Genomic DNA, 17694 nt, shown 5'->3' with positions numbered 1-17694 from the left:
ACCCGGCTATAGGGGTATGCCATGAGTTCAAGGAGAAGCTGGGCGACTTGTTGAGATTGAAAAGCCAGACAGTCGGACAATGTCGGAAAAATATCCGCAAGTTCAAGGAAATGGTGAGATTGATGACTCACCAGGCGCCTGCTGAAATGAAGAAAATTGGGGGCACAATCAGAAAATGGTTTGCACCCATCATCCGAATGTGGCGATTCGTCCAAAACAATGGAATTACGGAAGGCTTCCATCGTAAAATGAAACTCATCCAGCGGCGAGCATACGGATATCGTAATTTTGAAAATTACCGCCTCCGGGTACTGGTAGAGTGTGGAGGGTTCAACTTATGAAAAACTTCCTCAAAATCACCTTTCCCACCGATTTTGGTGTTGACCCGAAAAAACTCTTCAACATCATTCTTCCTACCGATTTTGGCATTGGCCCCAAAAGAAAAGAACCTCAATTCTTTTGGAATGAGGCTCTTATTAATGGCTCCCCCGGTTGGGCTCGAACCAACGACCTAGTGATTAACAGTCACCCGCTCTACCGCTGAGCTACAGGGGAGTTTGCGTTCCGTAGAGCGCGGAGGGATTTTTAAAGGAGGCACGAACGTTTGGCAAGTATTTTTTTGTTGCTGCAGGCTTTTTGACGCAAAAAGGATTCCGGCACAGGGACATGGCAGCGGTGCTTCTTGACCTTTGAGGGAAGAATGCTCAGACTTTCAGCGACATGAGTGAACATCACCATCATATTGCTGTTCTGGCCGGCGACGGCATCGGGCCCGAGGTCATGAAGGAGGCCCTGAAGGTTCTGGACGCCGTAAGTTCCAAGTTCGGTTTTACCGTAAGCCGCAAGGAGGCTTTTGTGGGGGGCGCCGCCATCGACCACTGCGGCAAGGCCCTTCCCGAAGAAACCATCCGCACCTGTGAAGAGGCGGATGCCGTCCTGTTCGGCTCCGTGGGCGGACCCAAATGGGAACACCTCCCCGCCAATGAACAACCGGAACGCGGCGCCCTGCTCCCGCTGAGAAAGCATTTCGGCCTGTATGCCAATCTGCGGCCGGGCGTATGTCTCCCGGCCCTGACTCATGCCTCCCCCATCAAGAATGAGCTGATCGAGGGAGGATTTGACATTTTATGCGTTCGCGAACTGACCGGAGGACTGTATTTCGGCCAGCCCCGTTTCCGCGAACAGGAGGGGGACGACGAAGTCGTCGTGGATACCATGCGCTACCACAAGAGCGAGATGGTGCGTATTGCCAAGGTGGCGTTCGAGGCCGCGCGCGGCCGCCGCAAGCGCGTCACCAGCGTGGACAAGGCCAACGTGCTGACCAATTCCCTGCTGTGGCGGGAGACGATGATTGAAGTTTCCAAAGATTACCCGGACGTGGAGCTGCTCCACATGTATGTGGACAATGCCGCCATGCAGCTGGTACGCAATCCCCGCCAATTTGACGTGCTGGTGACGGAGAACCTGTTCGGAGACATTCTTTCGGATGAAATGGCCATGATCTGCGGCTCCCTGGGCATGCTGCCCAGCGCCAGCCTGTGCCAGGGTGCGGAGGACAACGGTCTGTTCTTCGGCCTTTACGAGCCTTCCGGCGGATCCGCCCCGGATATCGCCGGCAAGGGCATTGCCAACCCGATCGCCCAGATTCTTTCCCTTTCCATGTTATTGCGCTACTCTCTCGGGGAAAAAGACGCGGCAGACGCCATTGACGCCGCCGTCCGCAGCGTGATTGACCAGGGCTACCGCACGGGCGACCTGGCTACGGGCGCTCCCGGAGAAATCCGCGTGAACACGGCGGAAATGGGGAATGCCATTATGGCAGCCCTGTAAACGGAGCCTTTTTCCGGCCCCGCAGGCGCGTCCCTGGCCTGCGGGGCATTTTACCCTTCCAGGGAGAGCATCTCCCGCTGTTTCACTTTTCTCACCCATTTCCGGATTTCTCCGGTTCTTCATTCAACGATCATGAACGTTCTTATCATCGGCCAGGGAATCGCCGGCAGCTGCCTGGCGTGGGAATTGAAACGCCGCGGCACGGATTTCACGATTGCGGACCGCCCCGTGGCGGAGACAGCCTCCCGGGTGGCGGCCGGATTGGTAAATCCCCTGACAGGCCGCGCCTTCCGCCACGGCTGGCGGCAGGAGGAATGCCTGGCCGCAGCGGCGGCCTTTTATCCGGAGACGGAACAGGAATTGGGCGGCTCCTGGTGGCAGAAGACCCCGATTTTCCGGGAATTGGAGACGGAGGATCAACTTGAAATCTGGCAGGAACGCCAGACGGCCCAGGAATCCTGCGCCTATGCCGGCCCCCTTTTCCCGTGGCCGGAGCATTGGAACGGCCAGGGAAAAGCCGCCTACACGCGCGGTTCCGCCGTGCTGCATGTAGAGAACATGGTAAATGCCATGCGGCAGTTTTTCACGGATCAGGGCCGCTTTGTGGAAGCGGATGTTTCCCCTGTGGATATCCAGCGGGACGAAAACGGACTTTTCCATTGGAACGGGCAGGCTTTCTCCCACGTAGTCTGGTGCACCGGATGGGAGGCAGGCTGCCATCCGGACATGGCTCCGCTGAAGGGGAGGCCTTCCAAGGGAACTATTCTGGATCTGGACCTGAAGGATCTGGATTGGCACGCCGGCATCCTGCATTTCGGCCGCTGGCTGGTTTACAACGGTTCTTTCTGGCGCTTCGGCGCTACGTACGCGTGGGCATGGGAGGCTCCCGGCATTCCGGAAGCTCCGGCCGTCCAGGAGTTGATGCTGGATCTCGTCAGGCGCTATTCCGGAGAAACAGGCATTATCCGCGCCCGCGCCGCCGTACGCCCCATTATCCGGCGCAGCCAGCCTGTCGCCGGGCCCATTCCCGGCCTGGACGGCCAGTTCGTCTTTTCAGGCCTGGGCAGCAAGGGGGTGACCACTTCCCCGTGGTCGGCGGCCCAATTGGCGGAACATCTGGTGCATGGAGCGGAACTTCCGCCGGATCTGCTACCCGCCGCTCTATGGAAATAGCGCAGTTCGGTTTCTGGCCTTCCTTGAACAGGACGGCTATTTTCCTTGTCAAAACGCCCTGAACACGATTACATGCGGCCTTATATGCGAGCGGAGAACGAGAACTGGGGAAATACGGTACGGGAGCATTTGTTCGACCAGCGCAGTGCCGTCATGGTTCATTGGCTGATCCTGCTCAATGTGGTGGTCTTTCTGCTCGGGTTTTTCTTCCAGGTGGAGATTCCACGGGATATTTACCCTCCCGGCCATCTGGACCTGATTCGGCTTTACGGGGCCTATAGTGAATACACATGTTTTCATGAAGGGGAACTGTGGCGATTGTTTACCTACCAGTTCCTGCACGCCAACCTGGGGCATATCCTGTTCAACATGATTGCCCTGTGGTTTTTCGGCCCGGTTGTGGAGGAACGCTTCGGGCATCTGCGCTTCCTGCTGTATTACCTGTTCTGTGGGGTGGCTGCGGCCCTGTTCTCCTCCCTGCTGGGATACATGGGATTTTTTGATCCGGAGTGGCGCTTCATTCCCATGGTGGGAGCCTCAGGCTCCATTTACGGCATCATGGCCGCGTGCGCGGTGCTTTTCCCGCATGCCCGGGTGCAGCTACTGTTTCCCCCGGTCAATTTGAGCGTGCGCCAATTTGCCCTGGCCGTTCTCGGCATTGCGTGTGCCGTCATTATCTTCCAGTGGAACAATGCAGGCGGGGAAGCCGGCCACCTGGGCGGCATGTTCGCCGGCTTTATCCTGACGCTGCTGATTTTGTGGAAGGAAAAGCTGTCCCCTCCCAAGCCGAGGGCCGCTTCTTCCTCCCATCGTTCCCCGGTACATTCCACACGCCATTCCGCCAATAATCCTCCACCTTCCGAAGAAGAGGTGGAGGAAATCATGGAAAAAATATCACGCTCCGGCCTGTCCAGTCTGACGGAGGAAGAACGGGAAGTTCTCCGGCGCGCTTCACGCCGCTGAACCAGCTGCTGGATATTTCTTCATTTTTGTCATTTTTCTTTATTTTTTATCATTTCCTTCTAGCATGAGGAAATGATGACGCGATTGTATTCCTCCACCGTGCTGGGCGTGGATGGCGTAGAAGTGGAGGTGGAAGTGGATTTCCGCCCCATGGCGGAAAAACGCACTTTCATTGTGGGCTTGCCGGATACGGCCGTCAAGGAGAGCGGGCAGCGGGTGGATACCGCCATCCAGAACAGCGGACTGCCCTTCCAGCAGGGCGTTTTCGTCGTTAACCTGGCTCCGGCTGATTTGAGAAAACAGGGGCCGGGTTTTGACCTTCCCATTGCCCTGGGGATGGTGGCCGGAGCGTCGGAAACGGATATTGACGCTTCTTCCTGGTGCATCGTGGGGGAATTGGCCCTGGATGGCGCCGTACGCCCCGTACAGGGCCTTTTGCCGCAGATCATGGAAGCACGGCGCACGGGCAGGAAACGCATCATGCTGCCCTCCGCCAATGCGCATGAAGGAGCGCCCGTGCAGGATGTGGAGATTTACCCCGTTTCCTCCCTGCGGGAAGCGTGGCAACTGCTCACCAGCCCCACACTGCCTCCTCCTTTTACAGGTTCCGGAAAGGAAGAGCAAAAGCCCGGAGAAAAGGAAGCTTCCGTCGATTTCGACGAGATCAAGGGGCAGTCCTATGCCCGCCGCGCCATGGAGATTGCGGCGGCAGGCGGCCACAATATCCTGCTCAGCGGTTCCCCGGGTTCCGGCAAGTCCATGCTGGCCCAGAGGCTTCCGACTATTCTTCCTCCACTGAGCCGGGAGGAATCCCTGGAAACCAGTAAAATTCATTCCGTTTGCGGCCTGCTGAAACGGGGCAGCGGCTTGGTGACCCGGCGCCCCTTCCGGGCGCCGCACCATACCATCTCCGATGCCGGGCTGATGGGCGGAGGCACGAATATCATCCCGGGGGAAGTATCCCTGGCCCATAACGGCGTGCTGTTTCTGGATGAATTGCCGGAGTTCCGCCGCGCCGCGCTGGAAACTCTGCGGCAGCCCCTGGAGTCCGGCCAGGCAGTGATTTCCCGAGCTTCCGGCACCATGACGTTTCCATGCCGTTTCATGCTGGTGGCGGCCATGAATCCATGCCCCTGCGGCTATTTGGGCGACAGGAGAAGAGCCTGCACCTGCTCCCCGACCCAAATTGCACGATACCGGCGCAAGATTTCAGGGCCGCTACTGGACCGTTTCGACCTGCTGATGGAAGTTCCCGCCGTGGATCCTTCCCTTCTTACTTCCGCTCCGTCCGGGGAATGCTCCGCCAGCATCAGGGAACGCGTGATGGCCGCACGGCGGCTCCAGCGCAACAGATATGCAGGCACTTCCTTCGCTAACAACGCAGCACTTTCCGGAAAGGCTTTGCAGAAGTACTGCCGCCTGCAGCCGGAAAGCAGGGCCATCCTGCTCCGCGCCGTGGAAGAACTGGCGCTTTCCGCCAGGGCATACGACCGCATTCTGAAGGTGGCCCGCACTATAGCCGATCTGGAAGGAAGCCCTGAAATTCAGGATTCCCATTTGTATGAAGCCGTGCAATACCGGGCTTTTGAACATTCCCTGCGGCAATAACTCCCCTCACGGAAACCGCACGGTTTCCGGAACAACATGCTTCACTCCCTTCCAAAAGACGATCTTTCCGAACACGAAGAGGAGAAAGAGGCGCCTTGGGAACCGTCCCTGCCCGGTTGATCCATTCGCTGATTACCGGCTCCGGGAACGCCGGACAACCAAAGCCCCCAGGCCAAGCAGCCCAAGAGAAACGGTAGCCGGTTCCGGAACGACTTCATAAGCTACCTGGATGTTGGTAAGCGTATAGGGAGAGGTGGCGCTGCCCGCCCCGCCGCGTACGCCCGCAACCAGTTTGTAGCCTTCCCCCCACGTCAGGGGAGCGTCCGCCATGTCCAGGGTAACGGACGTGGTGTGTGAAGTGGAATCAAAGGTAAAATTTTCCACCGTGGAAAGGTTCTGCACAAGCGTTCCGGCGGAGTCGTAAACCGCCAGAACCATGGTGTAGCTGGTGATGACGGACGTGGGCGTGTTACAGGAAAAGACGATGGAGGAAACAAGGTCTCCCTCCCGGGGACCGCTCAACACCATGGCAAAGGAGTCGCCGGCCACGCCGCTTCTGCCGCACAGGATGATGGAACCGATGTTATCATTATTGATCCAGGTTCCTTCCCCGTTTTGGGGCCAGTTGGCCAGGCTGTTGTTATTGCCTCCCGCATAAACGCCAACCCCGCGGCCTTTTACTTTGTCCAGCAGCTGGTTTCCCGAAGTTGGCGCCATGGTCGCAGTTTGCGACAGATTGGCTGAGTCAGGCAGTTCGGCAATGATGGTGGCGGCATTTGCAGCTACCACGCTTGCACAACTCATTAATACAGTACAATATCTACTTTTCATAAGTAACACACCGTAATAAATTTATTATGGTATGTCAATTTACAATTCAGAAGAAAAGAAGTTAAAAAATTCCGTCCTTTCCAAAATCTGCTGCATCTTCTTGAAACTGAAAGGCTGAATGATTTTACAGAACATCCCATTACTGGTATTCTTTGCACAACACTATCAAAATCCGCATTTTACATGAAAATAATCTTCTGAATGAAGAGAAGTTGAAATGAAATTATTTTTCCCGCACTTTCTGCAAGATTTTACAAAAGGCGGACGGCCCCTGTTCCCATCCACCCGGCTTGCTTGCAACGAGGATGAATATGCCGGCTTTTTTCCCCAGATTATCTTTTCAGGCGGCGGCCAACATTCCTCCGCCTTCCGGTTTCTCCTTCCATGACAGAAGCAAAAAGCCGTTCCGGGATGTCCCGGAACGGCTGTGCATGAAAAAAGGAAAAACCGACTAGCGGATGGCTTCCAGAGCCTGCCTGAGGTCCGCAATAATGTCTTCCGCAGCTTCCGTCCCTACGGAGAAGCGGATGAGGTCAGGCCGGACGCCCGCTTCCAGCAGCTGCTCATCCGTCAGCTGGCGGTGCGTATGGCTGGCGGGGTGGAGAACACAGGTGCGGGAATCCGCCACATGGGTAACGATGGCGGCCAGTTTCAGGCTGTCCATGAATTTAATGGCGCGTTCACGCCCTCCCTTGATGCCGAAGGTTACCACCCCGCAAGAGTGTCCGTCACGGAACTGCCTTTGCGCTATGTCATGGTATTTATTGGACGGCAAACCGGGATAGTTGATCCAGGCCACGTCTTCCTGCCCTTGCAGGAATTCCGCCACCTTCTGTGCATTCTCACAGTGCCGGGGCACGCGGAGATGCAGGGTTTCCAGGCCCAGGTTGAGCAGGAAGGCGTTCTGCGGGGACTGGATGGAACCCAGGTCGCGCATGAGCTGGACGGTCGCCTTCGTGATATAGGCTCCCTTGCCGAAGCTCTTGCTGTAGGAAAGCCCGTGATAGGAGGGGTCCGGTTCCGTCAATCCCGGGAATTTGTCCCTGTGGGCTTCCCAGTCAAAGTTGCCGCTGTCCACAATCGCCCCGCCTACTGCCGCGGCATGGCCGTCCATGTATTTGGTGGTGGAGTGGGTGACGATATCCGCCCCCCATTCAAAGGGACGGCAGTTGATGGGCGTGGCAAAGGTGTTGTCCACAATCAGGGGCACGCCGTGGGCATGGGCGATGTCCGCCATTTTGCGGATGTCCAGCACGCAAAGCGTGGGATTGGAAATGGTTTCCGCAAAAAGGGCCTTCGTATTGGGACGGAAGGCTTTGGCGATTTCCTCCGCCGGGGCGTCCTGGTCCACAAAAGTGACTTCAATGCCCATCTTCCGGAACGTGACGGCAAAAAGGTTGTACGTTCCCCCGTAAATGGACGCGGTGCTGACGATGTGGTCCCCCGCCTCGCAGATGTTGAAGACGGCAAAGAAGGAAGCCGCCTGGCCGGAAGAGGTCAGAATGGCGGCCACGCCGCCTTCCAGTTCAGCGATTTTTTTGGCAACCGCCTCATTGGTGGGGTTCTGAAGACGCGTGTAGAAGAATCCGGCTTCCTCCAGGTCGAACAATTTGGCCATTTGTTCGCTGGTTTCATACTTGAACGTGGTGCTCTGGTAAATGGGCAATACGCGGGGTTCGCCCTTTTTGGGCGTCCAGCCCGCCTGAACGCACAGGGTTTCCGGTCTCAATTCCTGACTCATGATGCAGGGATGCTATGCCATGCCGCCTGCCTTGTAAAGCAGGGAAAGGAGGCACTTTCAACCGCTCCGCGCCTTCATCGCCTTTGCGGCTGCAGCCAGCCTGCGTTGAGCACCGGGAATTTTTACAAGGGCCGGAAGGCCCTTGTTCCCAAGGATGGGCTGACGAATGCGCCGCCTTCTCCGGAACATCTTCCGGAGAAGGGAATGACCCGGAGATTTTACCTGATTTCCGGCAGGGGAGTGGAAATTTCCTCTTCCGTCAGGTAGCAGCCGGGATCGGACCCGTACCAGTGCCCGTTGGCAAATGCGGCCCGCGTCCGGAATCCGCCGCCGCACAGCGCGAAATGAACACAGCGGCCACAGCGGCCTTCTATTTTTTTCTGCCGTTCCAGAGGATCGTCAGACCCGCGCAATTCAGGCAGCATGTCCGCTGCGGCTCCCGCACGGGCTTCCCACAGGTCGGAGAAAAGATTGTTTTTCACGTTGCCCAACGTCACGGACTGCCAGAACTGGTCCGGATGCACGAGACCCTGCGTGTCAATGTTGGCAATGCCGCGGCCGGAACTGTTCGCCCCGCCGCCGTTCCACTGAAGCAGGTTCAGGGTTTCCTTCGCCAGCGGAGAACCTTCCCGGAGCTGGCGCAGAAGCAGATAAATGCCGTCCGCAGGCTGGGTCACGGTCAGCACTTCACGATTCTTGCCTTCCGCCTTCCACTCTTCCACGCGGGCAATCAGCGTATCCATGGCGTTCCGCGCCTCTTCCTGCGTCAATGTCTGCACTTCCACGCCGCGGCCCGTAGGAACCAGATGGTAGAAACAGACGCGCTGGATGTCATTGGCGTCAATGAAGTCCAGAATCTGGTCCATGCACTGCACATTGTTGCGGGTGAGCGTCAGGCGCAGGCCCGTCTTCTGCCCCACTTCGCTGCAAAGCTTGAAGCCGCGCACCGCCTGTTCAAAGGACCCTTCCACTCCGCGGAACTGGTCATGCACGGCGCCGATGCCGTCCAGGGAAATACCTACGTACGCCACGCCCAGTTCCTTGAACCGTGCGGCGGCTTCCGGAGTAATGCGGGTTCCGTTCGTGGAGATGGTGACTTTCAGCCCTTTTCCGGTGGCCCGTTCCAGCAGCTCCATGAAGCGCGGATGCACCAGCGGCTCCCCGCCGGAAAACAACAGGGCGTTCACCTTGTAGTCCGCCAGATCGTCAATCACCGCGCAGCACTGCTCCCAGTCCAGCTCCCCGTCAAATTTCCGGGCGGAGGCGTCCGCATAGCAATGCACGCACTTGAGGTTGCAGGTGCGCGTAATGTTCCAGACCACAATGGGCTTGCGAACGCGGGAAGAAGCCGGAGCGCAGGAATCCACGGCGCCTCCCGCAGAGCGGCCGTGCCCGTGGCCCTGCCCGTATCTCAAATGGTCCGCGGGCTGTTCCGCCCCTGTCCAAAGTCTGGTAATGTTAATCATGGTGTTGTGAAAGCCTGGGCTGATAGGGGCAGAGGTTGTCCTCCGCCATCATGTCCCCGTAAACGGCATAGGCGCGGGAACGGGACCCGCCGCAGACGGTGCGGTACTCACACCGGCCGCATTTGCCCTGGAGCGCATTGTCGTCCCGGAGTTTGAGGAAAAGAGGGTGCGTGCGGTAGATTTCCCCCGGATCATCCGTCCGCACGTTTCCCGCCGTAATGGGCAGGAAGCCGGAAGGCTGGATTTCCCCGGTATGGGAAATGAACATGATGCCCTTGCCGTCCCGGGTGGGAACGGCGCGGCGCGCGGGCTTGCTCCCCTGGGTACGGGCTTCCTGGAGCGCCACGCGGCGGTAATGGTGCCCTTCCGTGGTCTTGACGCCGAAGGGGACTTCACGGCTTACCTTGCTGAGTTTTTCCCAGACGGCTTCCACTTCTTCCGCCGTGGGCATTTCATCCATGGCGGCACGGCCCGTAGGCACCAGCAGGAACACGCTCCACATGCCCGGCTGCATCTTCTTCATCAGCTCCACAAAGTCGTCAAACTCGCCCAGGGTGCTTTTAGTGATGGTAGTGTTGATCTGCAGGTGCATGCCCGCCTCCTTGGCCATTTCCGCCGCGCGCAAGGTCCGTTCATACGTATGCGGAACGCCCCGGAAGGCGTCGTGGGTGGCCTCATGTGCGCCGTCCAGGCTCAGGGACATGCTTTGAACGCCCGCCTCCTTCAAGGCGTGGAAATCCGCATGCAGCAGCCTGGCCGTGGCCGCAGGGCTCAAGGCCACATGCAGCCCCTTCCCCGCCGCGGCACGGATCAATTCCAGAATGTCCGGCCTCATGACGGGGTCACCCCCCGTCAGCACCAGCATGGGAGGGCGGAGTTCCGCCAGACGGTCAATCAGGTGCAGGGCTTCCTCATGGGTCAGTTCGTCCGGATGAGGCCGCGGCTGGGCAACGGCGCGGCAATGCTTGCACGCCAGCGCACAGGCGCGCGTTACTTCCCAGAAAACCAGGAAGGGGCGTTCATTGAGATCTGTTTCGCTAAAAATCGGTCGCATTCCTTAGGGAAGCCACTTTAGAACAATTACAATTTTTTGCCAGCCCAAAAGCGGGCATTCCCCAAAAAGTTCACTTGGCCGCCTCTTCACGGATTTTCTGGACTTCCTTCGGCAGTTCGGAAAGGGATTTCAGAGCCTCCTTCAAATTCTGGGTGGCATCCGGAGAAAGCATGATGGCCGTCACGTGCTTCACGATCGGCTGCATCATCTCCACCAGCTGCTGCTGAACGCCCGTCAGCTTGGCCTGCTGGTTCCGAGTCAGGGGCGGCAGGGCGGCCTGTTTCCTGGCAATGTCCAGCAGGGCGGTACGGTAATGCTTCACCTGGGCCACAGCGGCCTTGCTGGTTTCCTCATCCTTCACCTCGGACAGGGATTTATCCAGCTTCCTGACTTCATCCACGGTCTTAGCCAGCAGGGTTTCATGCGTGTTGCCTTCCGCATCCTTCGGGAACGGTTCCGCCTGGGCGGCCTTGTCCTTGGATGCCTGCGCTAATTCCGTCTGAACGGACTGCAAATCCATCAGGGCTTTCTGCAAGTCGGGCGTGAGCAGCCCTTTTTGCTTCAAACGGGCAAGGGATTTCACCAATTCACCGGAAATCTTCTGTATTTCCGTCATCTGGGCGGAAATCTGCGCCTGCTCCTGAGGCGTAGCGCCGGGCAGCTCCAGCTGCCTTTTCCCCAGGGCCACCAGTTTTTCCCGCACTTTCTTAACGGTCTCCACGGCGGAAGCCGCTCCGGGTTCATCCGTCACCTTGTCCAGTGCGGCCGTGATCTCATGCATGCAGGCAACGCTCTGCTTGGTCAGGGAAAGATGGGTGTCCTGGGCAAATGCGGGCGCCGTGATACAGGCGACAACGCCCAGGCCGATGAAAGCAGCTGTGTTATTCATGATGTGGAAGCCTTTCCGTGATGAAAAGATACGTTTTCCCCCTTTCCCCGTCAATGGCTGCTATTGTCAAGGCCGCACGAACCACGCTGATCTGCATTCCATTAATGAGATGGAGACATTTTTTCCCGTTTTTCAAAAGCCATTCCCCCGTTTGGACAAGCGTTCTTTTCCGCCTGCCCACGCTACAGGCATGATAGGGCCTCCTCCGCCAATGACACGATAGGGATTCATTCTCTTAAACGGCGGCTATGGAGCCCCCAATGGAAACTTCCTCCTCGCCTGTACCCTTACCGGAACCGTCGGAGACGCCAATTCTCTCCTTATGGAAATTTATATTGCGGGCCATAAAGTTTTTACCGCATAAAAAAGGGCTGTCCGCTGGATTGCAGACAGCCCTTTTGAAATTTTTAACAGCCGGAACTTAGTCGCGCTGCTGGCGGGAATACTTGTAGTAGCTCTGGAAGCTGAGTTCCGCCGGGAATTCGCTCAGGCCGCCATTGGGGTTGTATTCCTTGAGGCCGCTCATGCCGCAACGTCCCTGGTAGGGGGGCTTGTAGGTGCACTTGTAAGTGGGGGCCCAGAACGTGACAAGCTCATAAATGCCGTAGCCCATGCGTTCAACCATGGTGGCGGTGCCATCCACAATGCCGACGGAAAAACCGGCATAGTCGCCTTCACGGCTCGTCCAGTTGATGACTCCCAACGGGATCTCTTCAACGGAATAAATGATGTTGGCAATGGCGCGGCCCAGCTTGCGGGTGGGGGTGTATTCGGAAGCGGGGGGAGCCTGAATGTCCGCACTGGCGACACCGATGACGCCGGCGGCAAAAAGAGCTGAGATGATGGCACGTTTCATACTGATTGTTTATATAGTATAATTTGTCGAGGGAAAGCAACTCAAAAAAACAAAAAATCAATCTAGCTCCGGCCGCGGGTCCCGCGTCATGAGTTCCACCAGGGCTTCCATCGGCGGCTTGGATTCGTAGAGAACGGAATAGACGGCATCAATCAGCGGCGTCCTCACTCCCAGCTTCCGGGCAATTTCATAAACGGAAAGCGTGTTGGGCACTCCTTCCGCCACCATGCCCAGGGTGTCCAGGATTTCCTGGAGGCTTTTTCCCTCCGCCAGTCTTCTCCCCACCGTCTGATTGCGGGAATGGCGGGAATAGCAGGTGACGATGAGATCGCCCACGCCGGAAAGGCCCATGAAGGTCTCCCTCCGGCCCCCGCTGGCTACGCCGATGCGCGTCATTTCAGCCAGGCCGCGGGTCAGCAGGGCGGCCTGAGCATTATCCCCCAGCTTCAGCCCTTCGCACAATCCGGCGCCAATGGCAAAAACGTTCTTGATGGTTCCCCCCAGCTGCATTCCGATGATGTCCGTAGCGGAGTAAACCCGGAAGGTCTTAGAGGCAAATATCTGCTGCACCCAGTCCGCATACTGCGGATCCTCAAAACCGATCAGGGAGGCGGAGGGAAGCCCCAGGCAGATGTCTTCCGCATGGTTGGGACCGGAAAGCACGCCTATGGGATTGGCAGGCAGATATTCCTGGAGAATTTCCGTCATTCTCTTATGAGTGCCCTGTTCAATGCCCTTGGAGCAGGAAACGATGACGGCATCCGGCCGCACGGGCAGGTCACGCAGCTGCTGCGCCACGGAACGCATGGCAACGGAAGGCACCACCACCACGATGAGTTCCGCATCCTTCACCAGGTTCAGGTCACAAGTGGGATGAATGTTGGGAGCCAGGGGAGCGGCGGTATCGGAGAGAACCGGACTGCGCCTCGTTTCCGCCAGTTCCCTGGCCTGGGCTTCAACCGGCGTCCACAGGATGACTTCACATTCACGGGTTGCCAGGACCATGGACAAAGCCGTGCCCCAGGAGCCGGCGCCAATGACCGCTATTTTATGTAACCGATTTATCATCTTACTTGGACTTTTTAGAGTAGAAGGAGTGTTCCGTTCCGTTAAACAGCCTCGCCATGTTGGAACGGTGTTTGAAAATGACCAGCAGGCCGATCAATGTAAAGAAGGCAATGTAGAGCACCTGGGGTGACATGTCCCCCCCTTCGGCGAGCGGATACATCCACCACCCCGCAACGATCATCGCAACCGCCGCCAAAATACTGGCCAGGGAAACGATGCCGAATATCCCCACGAGTACCAGCCACGTAGCCAAAGCCGTACAGGCCACGGCCGGATTGAGGGCAAAGAGGACGCCCGCCGTCGTCGCTACGCCCTTCCCCCCCTTGAATCCGAGAAAACAGGTGTACGTATGGCCCAGCACTACGGCAAAACATACCAGCACCACCACCGTGTTGAAATCCCATCCGGCACTGTCTCCGGTCAGAAACGGCAACCAGTGAAGCGCGCCGAATACGGGAATGAACCCTTTCAGAAAGTCCAAGGCAAATACCGGCGCCCCCCACCGCCAGCCCAGCACGCGCCATGCGTTGGTAGCGCCAATGTTGCAAGACCCTTCCTTTCTGAGATCAAGCCCCCTGCACCTGCCGGCAAGGTAGCCGAACGGAACCGCTCCCACCAGATAGGAGGCCGCAATGTAGAGAACTATCCAGGCAGTCATTTCGTGTGGAAGGCATTCTACCCTTGCACCGGGGAAATGACAATTGAGAATTTCCCGGCCCCGGACCGCCGGAACGGCCTTTACTGCCCGGCGGGACCTCCAAGGCCCGCTTTCAGGTCAAGAGGCGCCTGTATTCCCCTGCATGTTTTTTGAAGAGCCCCACCTTAACGTTCCGCATCCGCGGAAGGGATGGCATATTTGTTCTCACCCGCATCGTCTTTATTTGCCATGTAGATCTGTTTTGGAGGCCCTCCGCCTTAACCGCGGTCCCATCCGTTTTTCCGCCAGAGGGATTTCCTTGCCGATTTTCCGGAACTTTGCTAATCTTCATGCAAATTCCGCCCTTATGAAATCCTTTTTCCCGCTGGTATTCGTCTGCGCCGCCCTGACCAGCCTGTTCTGCTCATGTACGGAACATCTGCTTGCCAACATACCGAAGACGGAGTTTGCACCCGAGCCCCTGCAACCTTGGAACGCCCCGTTTGAAGGGCTTTGGGTCAATCCGAAAGTCCAGGGAAAGGAAAAGCATTACAGGCGGCTTTACATCGCCCCGACGACCATCGACTATCTGACGCCGGGCGCGGACCGGCACTGGCATCCGGAAGAGTTTAAAGCCCAGGCGGTGAAACTGGCCGGAGAGTTTGACCGGAAACTCCGGGAAGATCTGGCCGCACAGCCGGGACTCCCCATTGCCCTGGCGGACAGCCGTCAAAAAGCCGACCTGGTACTGGAGATAGCCTTTGTCAGCATCAACCGTACTTTAGTAGGCGTCAACCTCCTGTCCCTGGGGTCCTCCTTTTTCATTCCGGGGGTTTCCTACGGCCTGGGGCTGATCTCCAAGGGGGACATGGCCATGGCGGGCCGTGTGACGGATGCGCGCACCGGGGAACGCCTGGCCGTCTTTGGCGACTACCGTTCGGATGAGCCGACCGTTTTCGGCAGCGCCAGGGATTACACGATGTACGGCAACCACCGGAAGACCATCGACATGTGGAGCGCCAAGCTGGCGGAACTGATTGCCAAGGGACGCAACGGCAAGGTGGCGCCCGCCCTGTGGTTCACGCTGAATCCGTTTTAACGGCTCCGGAGGAAGGCTTTCAAGGCTTCCTCACCACGGCGGCCCAGACGGAGGCATTGTCCTGCTGGGGTTCCAGCATGTCTTTCACCTGCTCCATGATAGTTTCCACCAAATCCCGGCTGGAACAGTCCCTGGCTTGTTGAAGAGCCAGGAAAGAAGGCTCCCTCAACAGCTCGGACCAGACCTGCAGGCCATCCGAACAGGCCAGCACCACATCGCCGGGGTACAGGCGCAGAGGCATGGCGCTGAGGTCCACCAATTCCATGGGGCCGCCCATCACGGCGGAACGGAGCACGCAGCGCTGGCGGAGGGCCCCCTGGAGGGACATTTCCCCTTTCCGGTAAAGACGATCCGCAATCGGCCTCATGGAATGGTCCTCATTAAGGCGGTCCATGCGGAAGCCGTCCGCCCCGCTCCATAAATAAAGGGGGGAATCCCCCACGCTGATCCACCACAGGGAGTTGTCGCGGATGAACACGGCCAGCAGGGTGGTGCCGGATTCCTCCGGCTCCTTCTGAATGGCGGCCAGCGCCCGGTTGGCGGCGTGCAGGGCTTCCGTGAGGCGTTCCGGAATATCCTCCACGCCGCTTTGTTCAAATACCCTGGCAAATTCCCCCGCCACGACGCAGGAGGCGCAGTCCCCGCGAAGGTGGCCCCCCATGCCGTCGCACACGATGCCCAGCACCCCGCCTGCGGCGGGAAGGCTTTCAACCACGTCTTCCTGCTCGCGGCGTTTGCCGATCCATTGGGCGGAAGCGCAGTCCAGGGTATCCGGGGTGCGGGGGGCCATGCGGCTTGGGGTCTGAATTAACTGTCCTTCCGCTTCAGCTGGGGGAAGAGCAGGACGTCACGAATGGAGGAGGCGCCCGTCAGCATCATGATGACGCGGTCAATGCCGATGCCGATGCCGCCCGCGGAAGGCATGCCGTATTCCAGCGTTTCAATGAAGCCATAATCCACGCGCTGGGTTTCTCCGGCGGCCTGGTGCTCCAGGCGTTCCTTCTGCACGTCCGGATCGTTCAGCTCCGAATAACCGGGGGAAATTTCCTGCCCGTTGATCACCAGCTCATACACGTCCACCACGTCCGGGTTTTCCTTGTTCAGCTTGGCGAGGGGGACCAGGTCCTTGGCCACGTGGGTGACAAAGCAGGGATTCATGGTCTTTTCCTCCACCAGCTTTTCATAAACCTGCTGAGAAACGTCCACATCCTTCATATCCGGGCTGATTTCCACATCCAGCTCTTTACAGCGGGCGCGGCGCTCCTCGGGAGAAATGTCAAACCAGTCCTGGCCGGCCACGCCGCGGATCAGGTCCTGATAGTCGGCGCGCTTCCAGGGGCGGGTGAGGTCAATCGTGTAAAGCACGTTGCCTTCCGCATCCTTGTGGTCAATCTGAAGGCCGCCGCAGAATTTTTCCGCCAGATGGCAGATGAGTTCTTCCACCATGTTTGCCATGGTTTCAAAATCGCCGCAGGCGCAATAGGCTTCCAGCATCGTGAATTCCGGGTTGTGACGGCGGTCGATGCCTTCATTGCGGAAGCTGCGGTTGAGTTCAAAGATCTTGGTGAACCCGCCCACCATCAGGCGTTTAAGGAAGAGTTCCGGAGCAATGCGCAGCGTCAGAGGCATGTCCAGCGCGTTATGGTATGTTTCAAACGGCTTGGCGGCCGCCCCCCCCGCTACGTCCTGAAGCATGGGGGTTTCCACTTCCAGATAGCCGCGTTCCTGCAGGAAGCGGCGGATTTCCGCAATCATGAGGGAGCGCGTGACGAACAGGGCGGCGCTCTCCTCATTGGAAATGAGGTCCAGATGGCGCTTGCGGTAGGTAACCTCCTTGTCCGCCAGGCCATGCCATTTGTCCGGCAGGGGCCGGAGGCTCTTGGAAAGAATGGTCAGGCCGGAGACTTTTACGGTGGGTTCCCCGGTACGGGTCAGAAACGTGGTCCCCTCAATGCCGATCCAGTCTCCCCTGTCCAGCAGCTTCCACAGCTTCCAGGTGGTTTCATCCACTTCATTCTTGTGCAGGAATCCCTGGATTTTGCCGCGCACGTCCCCAATAACGAAAAACTGGGATTTGCCCATGTCGCGAATAGCCAGCAGGCGCCCGGCCACGGCCACCTGTTTGTCTTCCTGAAAATCGGCTTTCAATCCGGCGGGAGTGGTGGTCACGTCAAATCTTGCGCCGTAGGGGTCGATTCCCAGCTCGCGGATTTTGGCGAGCTTGTCGCGGCGCACGGCAATAAGTTCGGATTCCGTCGTATTCGGATGTGCCTGCTGTTGTTCGGACATAGTGCGGGGATTTTAAAGGCTTGCCGCCGTTTTGGCTAGTGCATTGTCAGGCACGGGGCATTTTTGGCGGCTGGCCCTGAACCGGAGCTCCCCCCTCGCCGCCTTCCGGGGATATGGCTCTCAAGGCACGCATCCACAGGAACGGCTGCCACGGGGGTCCCTGCGGGCAGCGGGCGGAGGACCATGCAAG

Annotated in this window: 16 protein-coding genes and 1 tRNA gene; 6 read left to right on the top strand and 11 right to left on the bottom strand. The window is 58.1% G+C overall.

The genetic code is table 11. The features are described 5' to 3' along the window. Positions 1-341, top strand: a 341-nt coding sequence (locus LIO64_RS06065) for a transposase (RefSeq protein WP_290548543.1), incomplete at its 5' end; no start/stop codon positions are given. 139 nt (positions 342-480) lie between these two features. Here the strand turns inward: LIO64_RS06065 and LIO64_RS06060 are convergent. Beyond that, a tRNA-Asn gene (locus tag LIO64_RS06060) sits at positions 481-555 on the bottom strand. 165 nt (positions 556-720) lie between these two features. Between LIO64_RS06060 and leuB the strand changes: the two genes are divergently transcribed. From leuB to LIO64_RS06040, 4 genes are all read left to right on the top strand, one after another. Then, on the top strand, positions 721-1830 hold the full coding sequence (gene leuB, locus LIO64_RS06055) for a 3-isopropylmalate dehydrogenase (protein ID WP_290548542.1): 1110 nt from the start codon (positions 721-723) through the stop codon (positions 1828-1830). Between the two features lie 132 nt (positions 1831-1962). Then, positions 1963-3003 (top strand): FAD-dependent oxidoreductase, encoded by a 1041-nt coding sequence (locus tag LIO64_RS06050; protein ID WP_290548541.1) that lies wholly within the window; start codon positions 1963-1965, stop codon positions 3001-3003. Between the two features lie 84 nt (positions 3004-3087). After that, positions 3088-3966 carry a rhomboid family intramembrane serine protease gene (locus LIO64_RS06045; RefSeq protein ID WP_290548540.1) on the top strand — a complete coding sequence of 293 codons (879 nt, stop codon included), beginning with the start codon at positions 3088-3090 and terminating at the stop codon, positions 3964-3966. A gap of 72 nt (positions 3967-4038) precedes the next feature. Next, positions 4039-5574 carry a YifB family Mg chelatase-like AAA ATPase gene (locus LIO64_RS06040; RefSeq protein WP_290548539.1) on the top strand — a complete coding sequence of 512 codons (1536 nt, stop codon included), beginning with the start codon at positions 4039-4041 and terminating at the stop codon, positions 5572-5574. A 132-nt stretch (positions 5575-5706) separates the two neighbouring features. Here the strand turns inward: LIO64_RS06040 and LIO64_RS06035 are convergent, their stop codons facing one another. The 8 genes from LIO64_RS06035 to plsY form a co-directional block, all read right to left on the bottom strand. After that, the gene (locus tag LIO64_RS06035; protein WP_290548538.1) at positions 5707-6378 is read right to left on the bottom strand and encodes a PEP-CTERM sorting domain-containing protein; all 672 of its coding nucleotides are present in this window, start codon (positions 6376-6378) and stop codon (positions 5707-5709) included. A 478-nt stretch (positions 6379-6856) separates the two neighbouring features. Next, entirely contained in the window at positions 6857-8146 is a 1290-nt protein-coding gene (locus tag LIO64_RS06030; RefSeq protein ID WP_290548537.1) for an aminotransferase class I/II-fold pyridoxal phosphate-dependent enzyme, read from the bottom strand. Positions 8147-8364: 218 nt separating this feature from the next. Beyond that, the gene (locus LIO64_RS06025) at positions 8365-9612 is read right to left on the bottom strand and encodes a radical SAM protein (protein ID WP_290548536.1); all 1248 of its coding nucleotides are present in this window, start codon (positions 9610-9612) and stop codon (positions 8365-8367) included. Further along, positions 9605-10666, bottom strand: a complete 1062-nt coding sequence (locus tag LIO64_RS06020; RefSeq protein ID WP_290548535.1) for a radical SAM protein — start codon at positions 10664-10666, stop codon at positions 9605-9607. Before LIO64_RS06020 ends, LIO64_RS06025 begins: the two co-directional genes overlap by 8 nt. 70 nt (positions 10667-10736) lie before the next feature. After that, positions 10737-11555 carry a hypothetical protein gene (locus tag LIO64_RS06015; protein ID WP_290548534.1) on the bottom strand — a complete coding sequence of 273 codons (819 nt, stop codon included), beginning with the start codon at positions 11553-11555 and terminating at the stop codon, positions 10737-10739. Between the two features lie 421 nt (positions 11556-11976). Then, positions 11977-12411, bottom strand: coding sequence for an exosortase system-associated protein, TIGR04073 family (locus LIO64_RS06010; protein WP_290548533.1), 435 nt, complete (start codon positions 12409-12411; stop codon positions 11977-11979). 57 nt (positions 12412-12468) lie between these two features. Next, positions 12469-13479: an NAD(P)H-dependent glycerol-3-phosphate dehydrogenase gene (locus LIO64_RS06005; protein WP_290548532.1), complete on the bottom strand. Its 1011-nt coding sequence runs from the start codon at positions 13477-13479 to the stop codon at positions 12469-12471. Position 13480: 1 nt separating this feature from the next. Next, positions 13481-14137, bottom strand: a complete 657-nt coding sequence (plsY, locus tag LIO64_RS06000; protein WP_290548531.1) for a glycerol-3-phosphate 1-O-acyltransferase PlsY — start codon at positions 14135-14137, stop codon at positions 13481-13483. Positions 14138-14483: 346 nt separating this feature from the next. Here plsY and LIO64_RS05995 point away from each other — a divergent pair, with 346 nt between their 5' ends. Beyond that, entirely contained in the window at positions 14484-15215 is a 732-nt protein-coding gene (locus tag LIO64_RS05995) for a DUF3313 family protein (RefSeq protein WP_290548530.1), read from the top strand. 19 nt (positions 15216-15234) lie between these two features. Here LIO64_RS05995 and LIO64_RS05990 read toward each other — a convergent pair whose 3' ends face one another. Both LIO64_RS05990 and lysS read right to left on the bottom strand, forming a co-directional pair. Further along, positions 15235-16005 carry a protein phosphatase 2C domain-containing protein gene (locus LIO64_RS05990; RefSeq protein WP_290548529.1) on the bottom strand — a complete coding sequence of 257 codons (771 nt, stop codon included), beginning with the start codon at positions 16003-16005 and terminating at the stop codon, positions 15235-15237. A gap of 17 nt (positions 16006-16022) precedes the next feature. Beyond that, complete coding sequence (lysS, locus tag LIO64_RS05985) at positions 16023-17504, bottom strand: lysine--tRNA ligase (protein ID WP_290548528.1); 1482 nt, start codon at positions 17502-17504, stop codon at positions 16023-16025. Between the last annotated feature and the right edge of the window lie 190 nt (positions 17505-17694).

This window comes from Akkermansia sp. (assembly GCF_020860705.1).
In the GTDB taxonomy this organism is placed as follows: domain Bacteria; phylum Verrucomicrobiota; class Verrucomicrobiia; order Verrucomicrobiales; family Akkermansiaceae; genus Akkermansia.
Note: the sequence above shows the minus strand (reverse complement) of the source record. Positions and strands in the feature narration are given on the sequence as shown.

Bases quoted from the DNA above. Each gene is read 5' to 3' on its own strand.
- leuB (WP_290548542.1), top strand. From the start codon at position 721: ATGAGTGAACATCACCATCATATTGCTGTTCTGGCCGGCGACGGCATC.
- LIO64_RS06050 (WP_290548541.1), top strand. From the start codon at position 1,963: ATGAACGTTCTTATCATCGGCCAGGGAATCGCCGGCAGCTGCCTGGCG.
- LIO64_RS06045 (WP_290548540.1), top strand. From the start codon at position 3,088: ATGCGAGCGGAGAACGAGAACTGGGGAAATACGGTACGGGAGCATTTG.
- LIO64_RS06040 (WP_290548539.1), top strand. From the start codon at position 4,039: ATGATGACGCGATTGTATTCCTCCACCGTGCTGGGCGTGGATGGCGTA.
- LIO64_RS06035 (WP_290548538.1), bottom strand. From the start codon at position 6,378: ATGAGTTGTGCAAGCGTGGTAGCTGCAAATGCCGCCACCATCATTGCC.
- LIO64_RS06030 (WP_290548537.1), bottom strand. From the start codon at position 8,146: ATGAGTCAGGAATTGAGACCGGAAACCCTGTGCGTTCAGGCGGGCTGG.
- LIO64_RS06025 (WP_290548536.1), bottom strand. From the start codon at position 9,612: ATGATTAACATTACCAGACTTTGGACAGGGGCGGAACAGCCCGCGGAC.
- LIO64_RS06020 (WP_290548535.1), bottom strand. From the start codon at position 10,666: ATGCGACCGATTTTTAGCGAAACAGATCTCAATGAACGCCCCTTCCTG.
- LIO64_RS06015 (WP_290548534.1), bottom strand. From the start codon at position 11,555: ATGAATAACACAGCTGCTTTCATCGGCCTGGGCGTTGTCGCCTGTATC.
- LIO64_RS06010 (WP_290548533.1), bottom strand. From the start codon at position 12,411: ATGAAACGTGCCATCATCTCAGCTCTTTTTGCCGCCGGCGTCATCGGT.
- LIO64_RS06005 (WP_290548532.1), bottom strand. From the start codon at position 13,479: ATGATAAATCGGTTACATAAAATAGCGGTCATTGGCGCCGGCTCCTGG.
- plsY (WP_290548531.1), bottom strand. From the start codon at position 14,137: ATGACTGCCTGGATAGTTCTCTACATTGCGGCCTCCTATCTGGTGGGA.
- LIO64_RS05995 (WP_290548530.1), top strand. From the start codon at position 14,484: ATGAAATCCTTTTTCCCGCTGGTATTCGTCTGCGCCGCCCTGACCAGC.
- LIO64_RS05990 (WP_290548529.1), bottom strand. From the start codon at position 16,005: ATGGCCCCCCGCACCCCGGATACCCTGGACTGCGCTTCCGCCCAATGG.
- lysS (WP_290548528.1), bottom strand. From the start codon at position 17,504: ATGTCCGAACAACAGCAGGCACATCCGAATACGACGGAATCCGAACTT.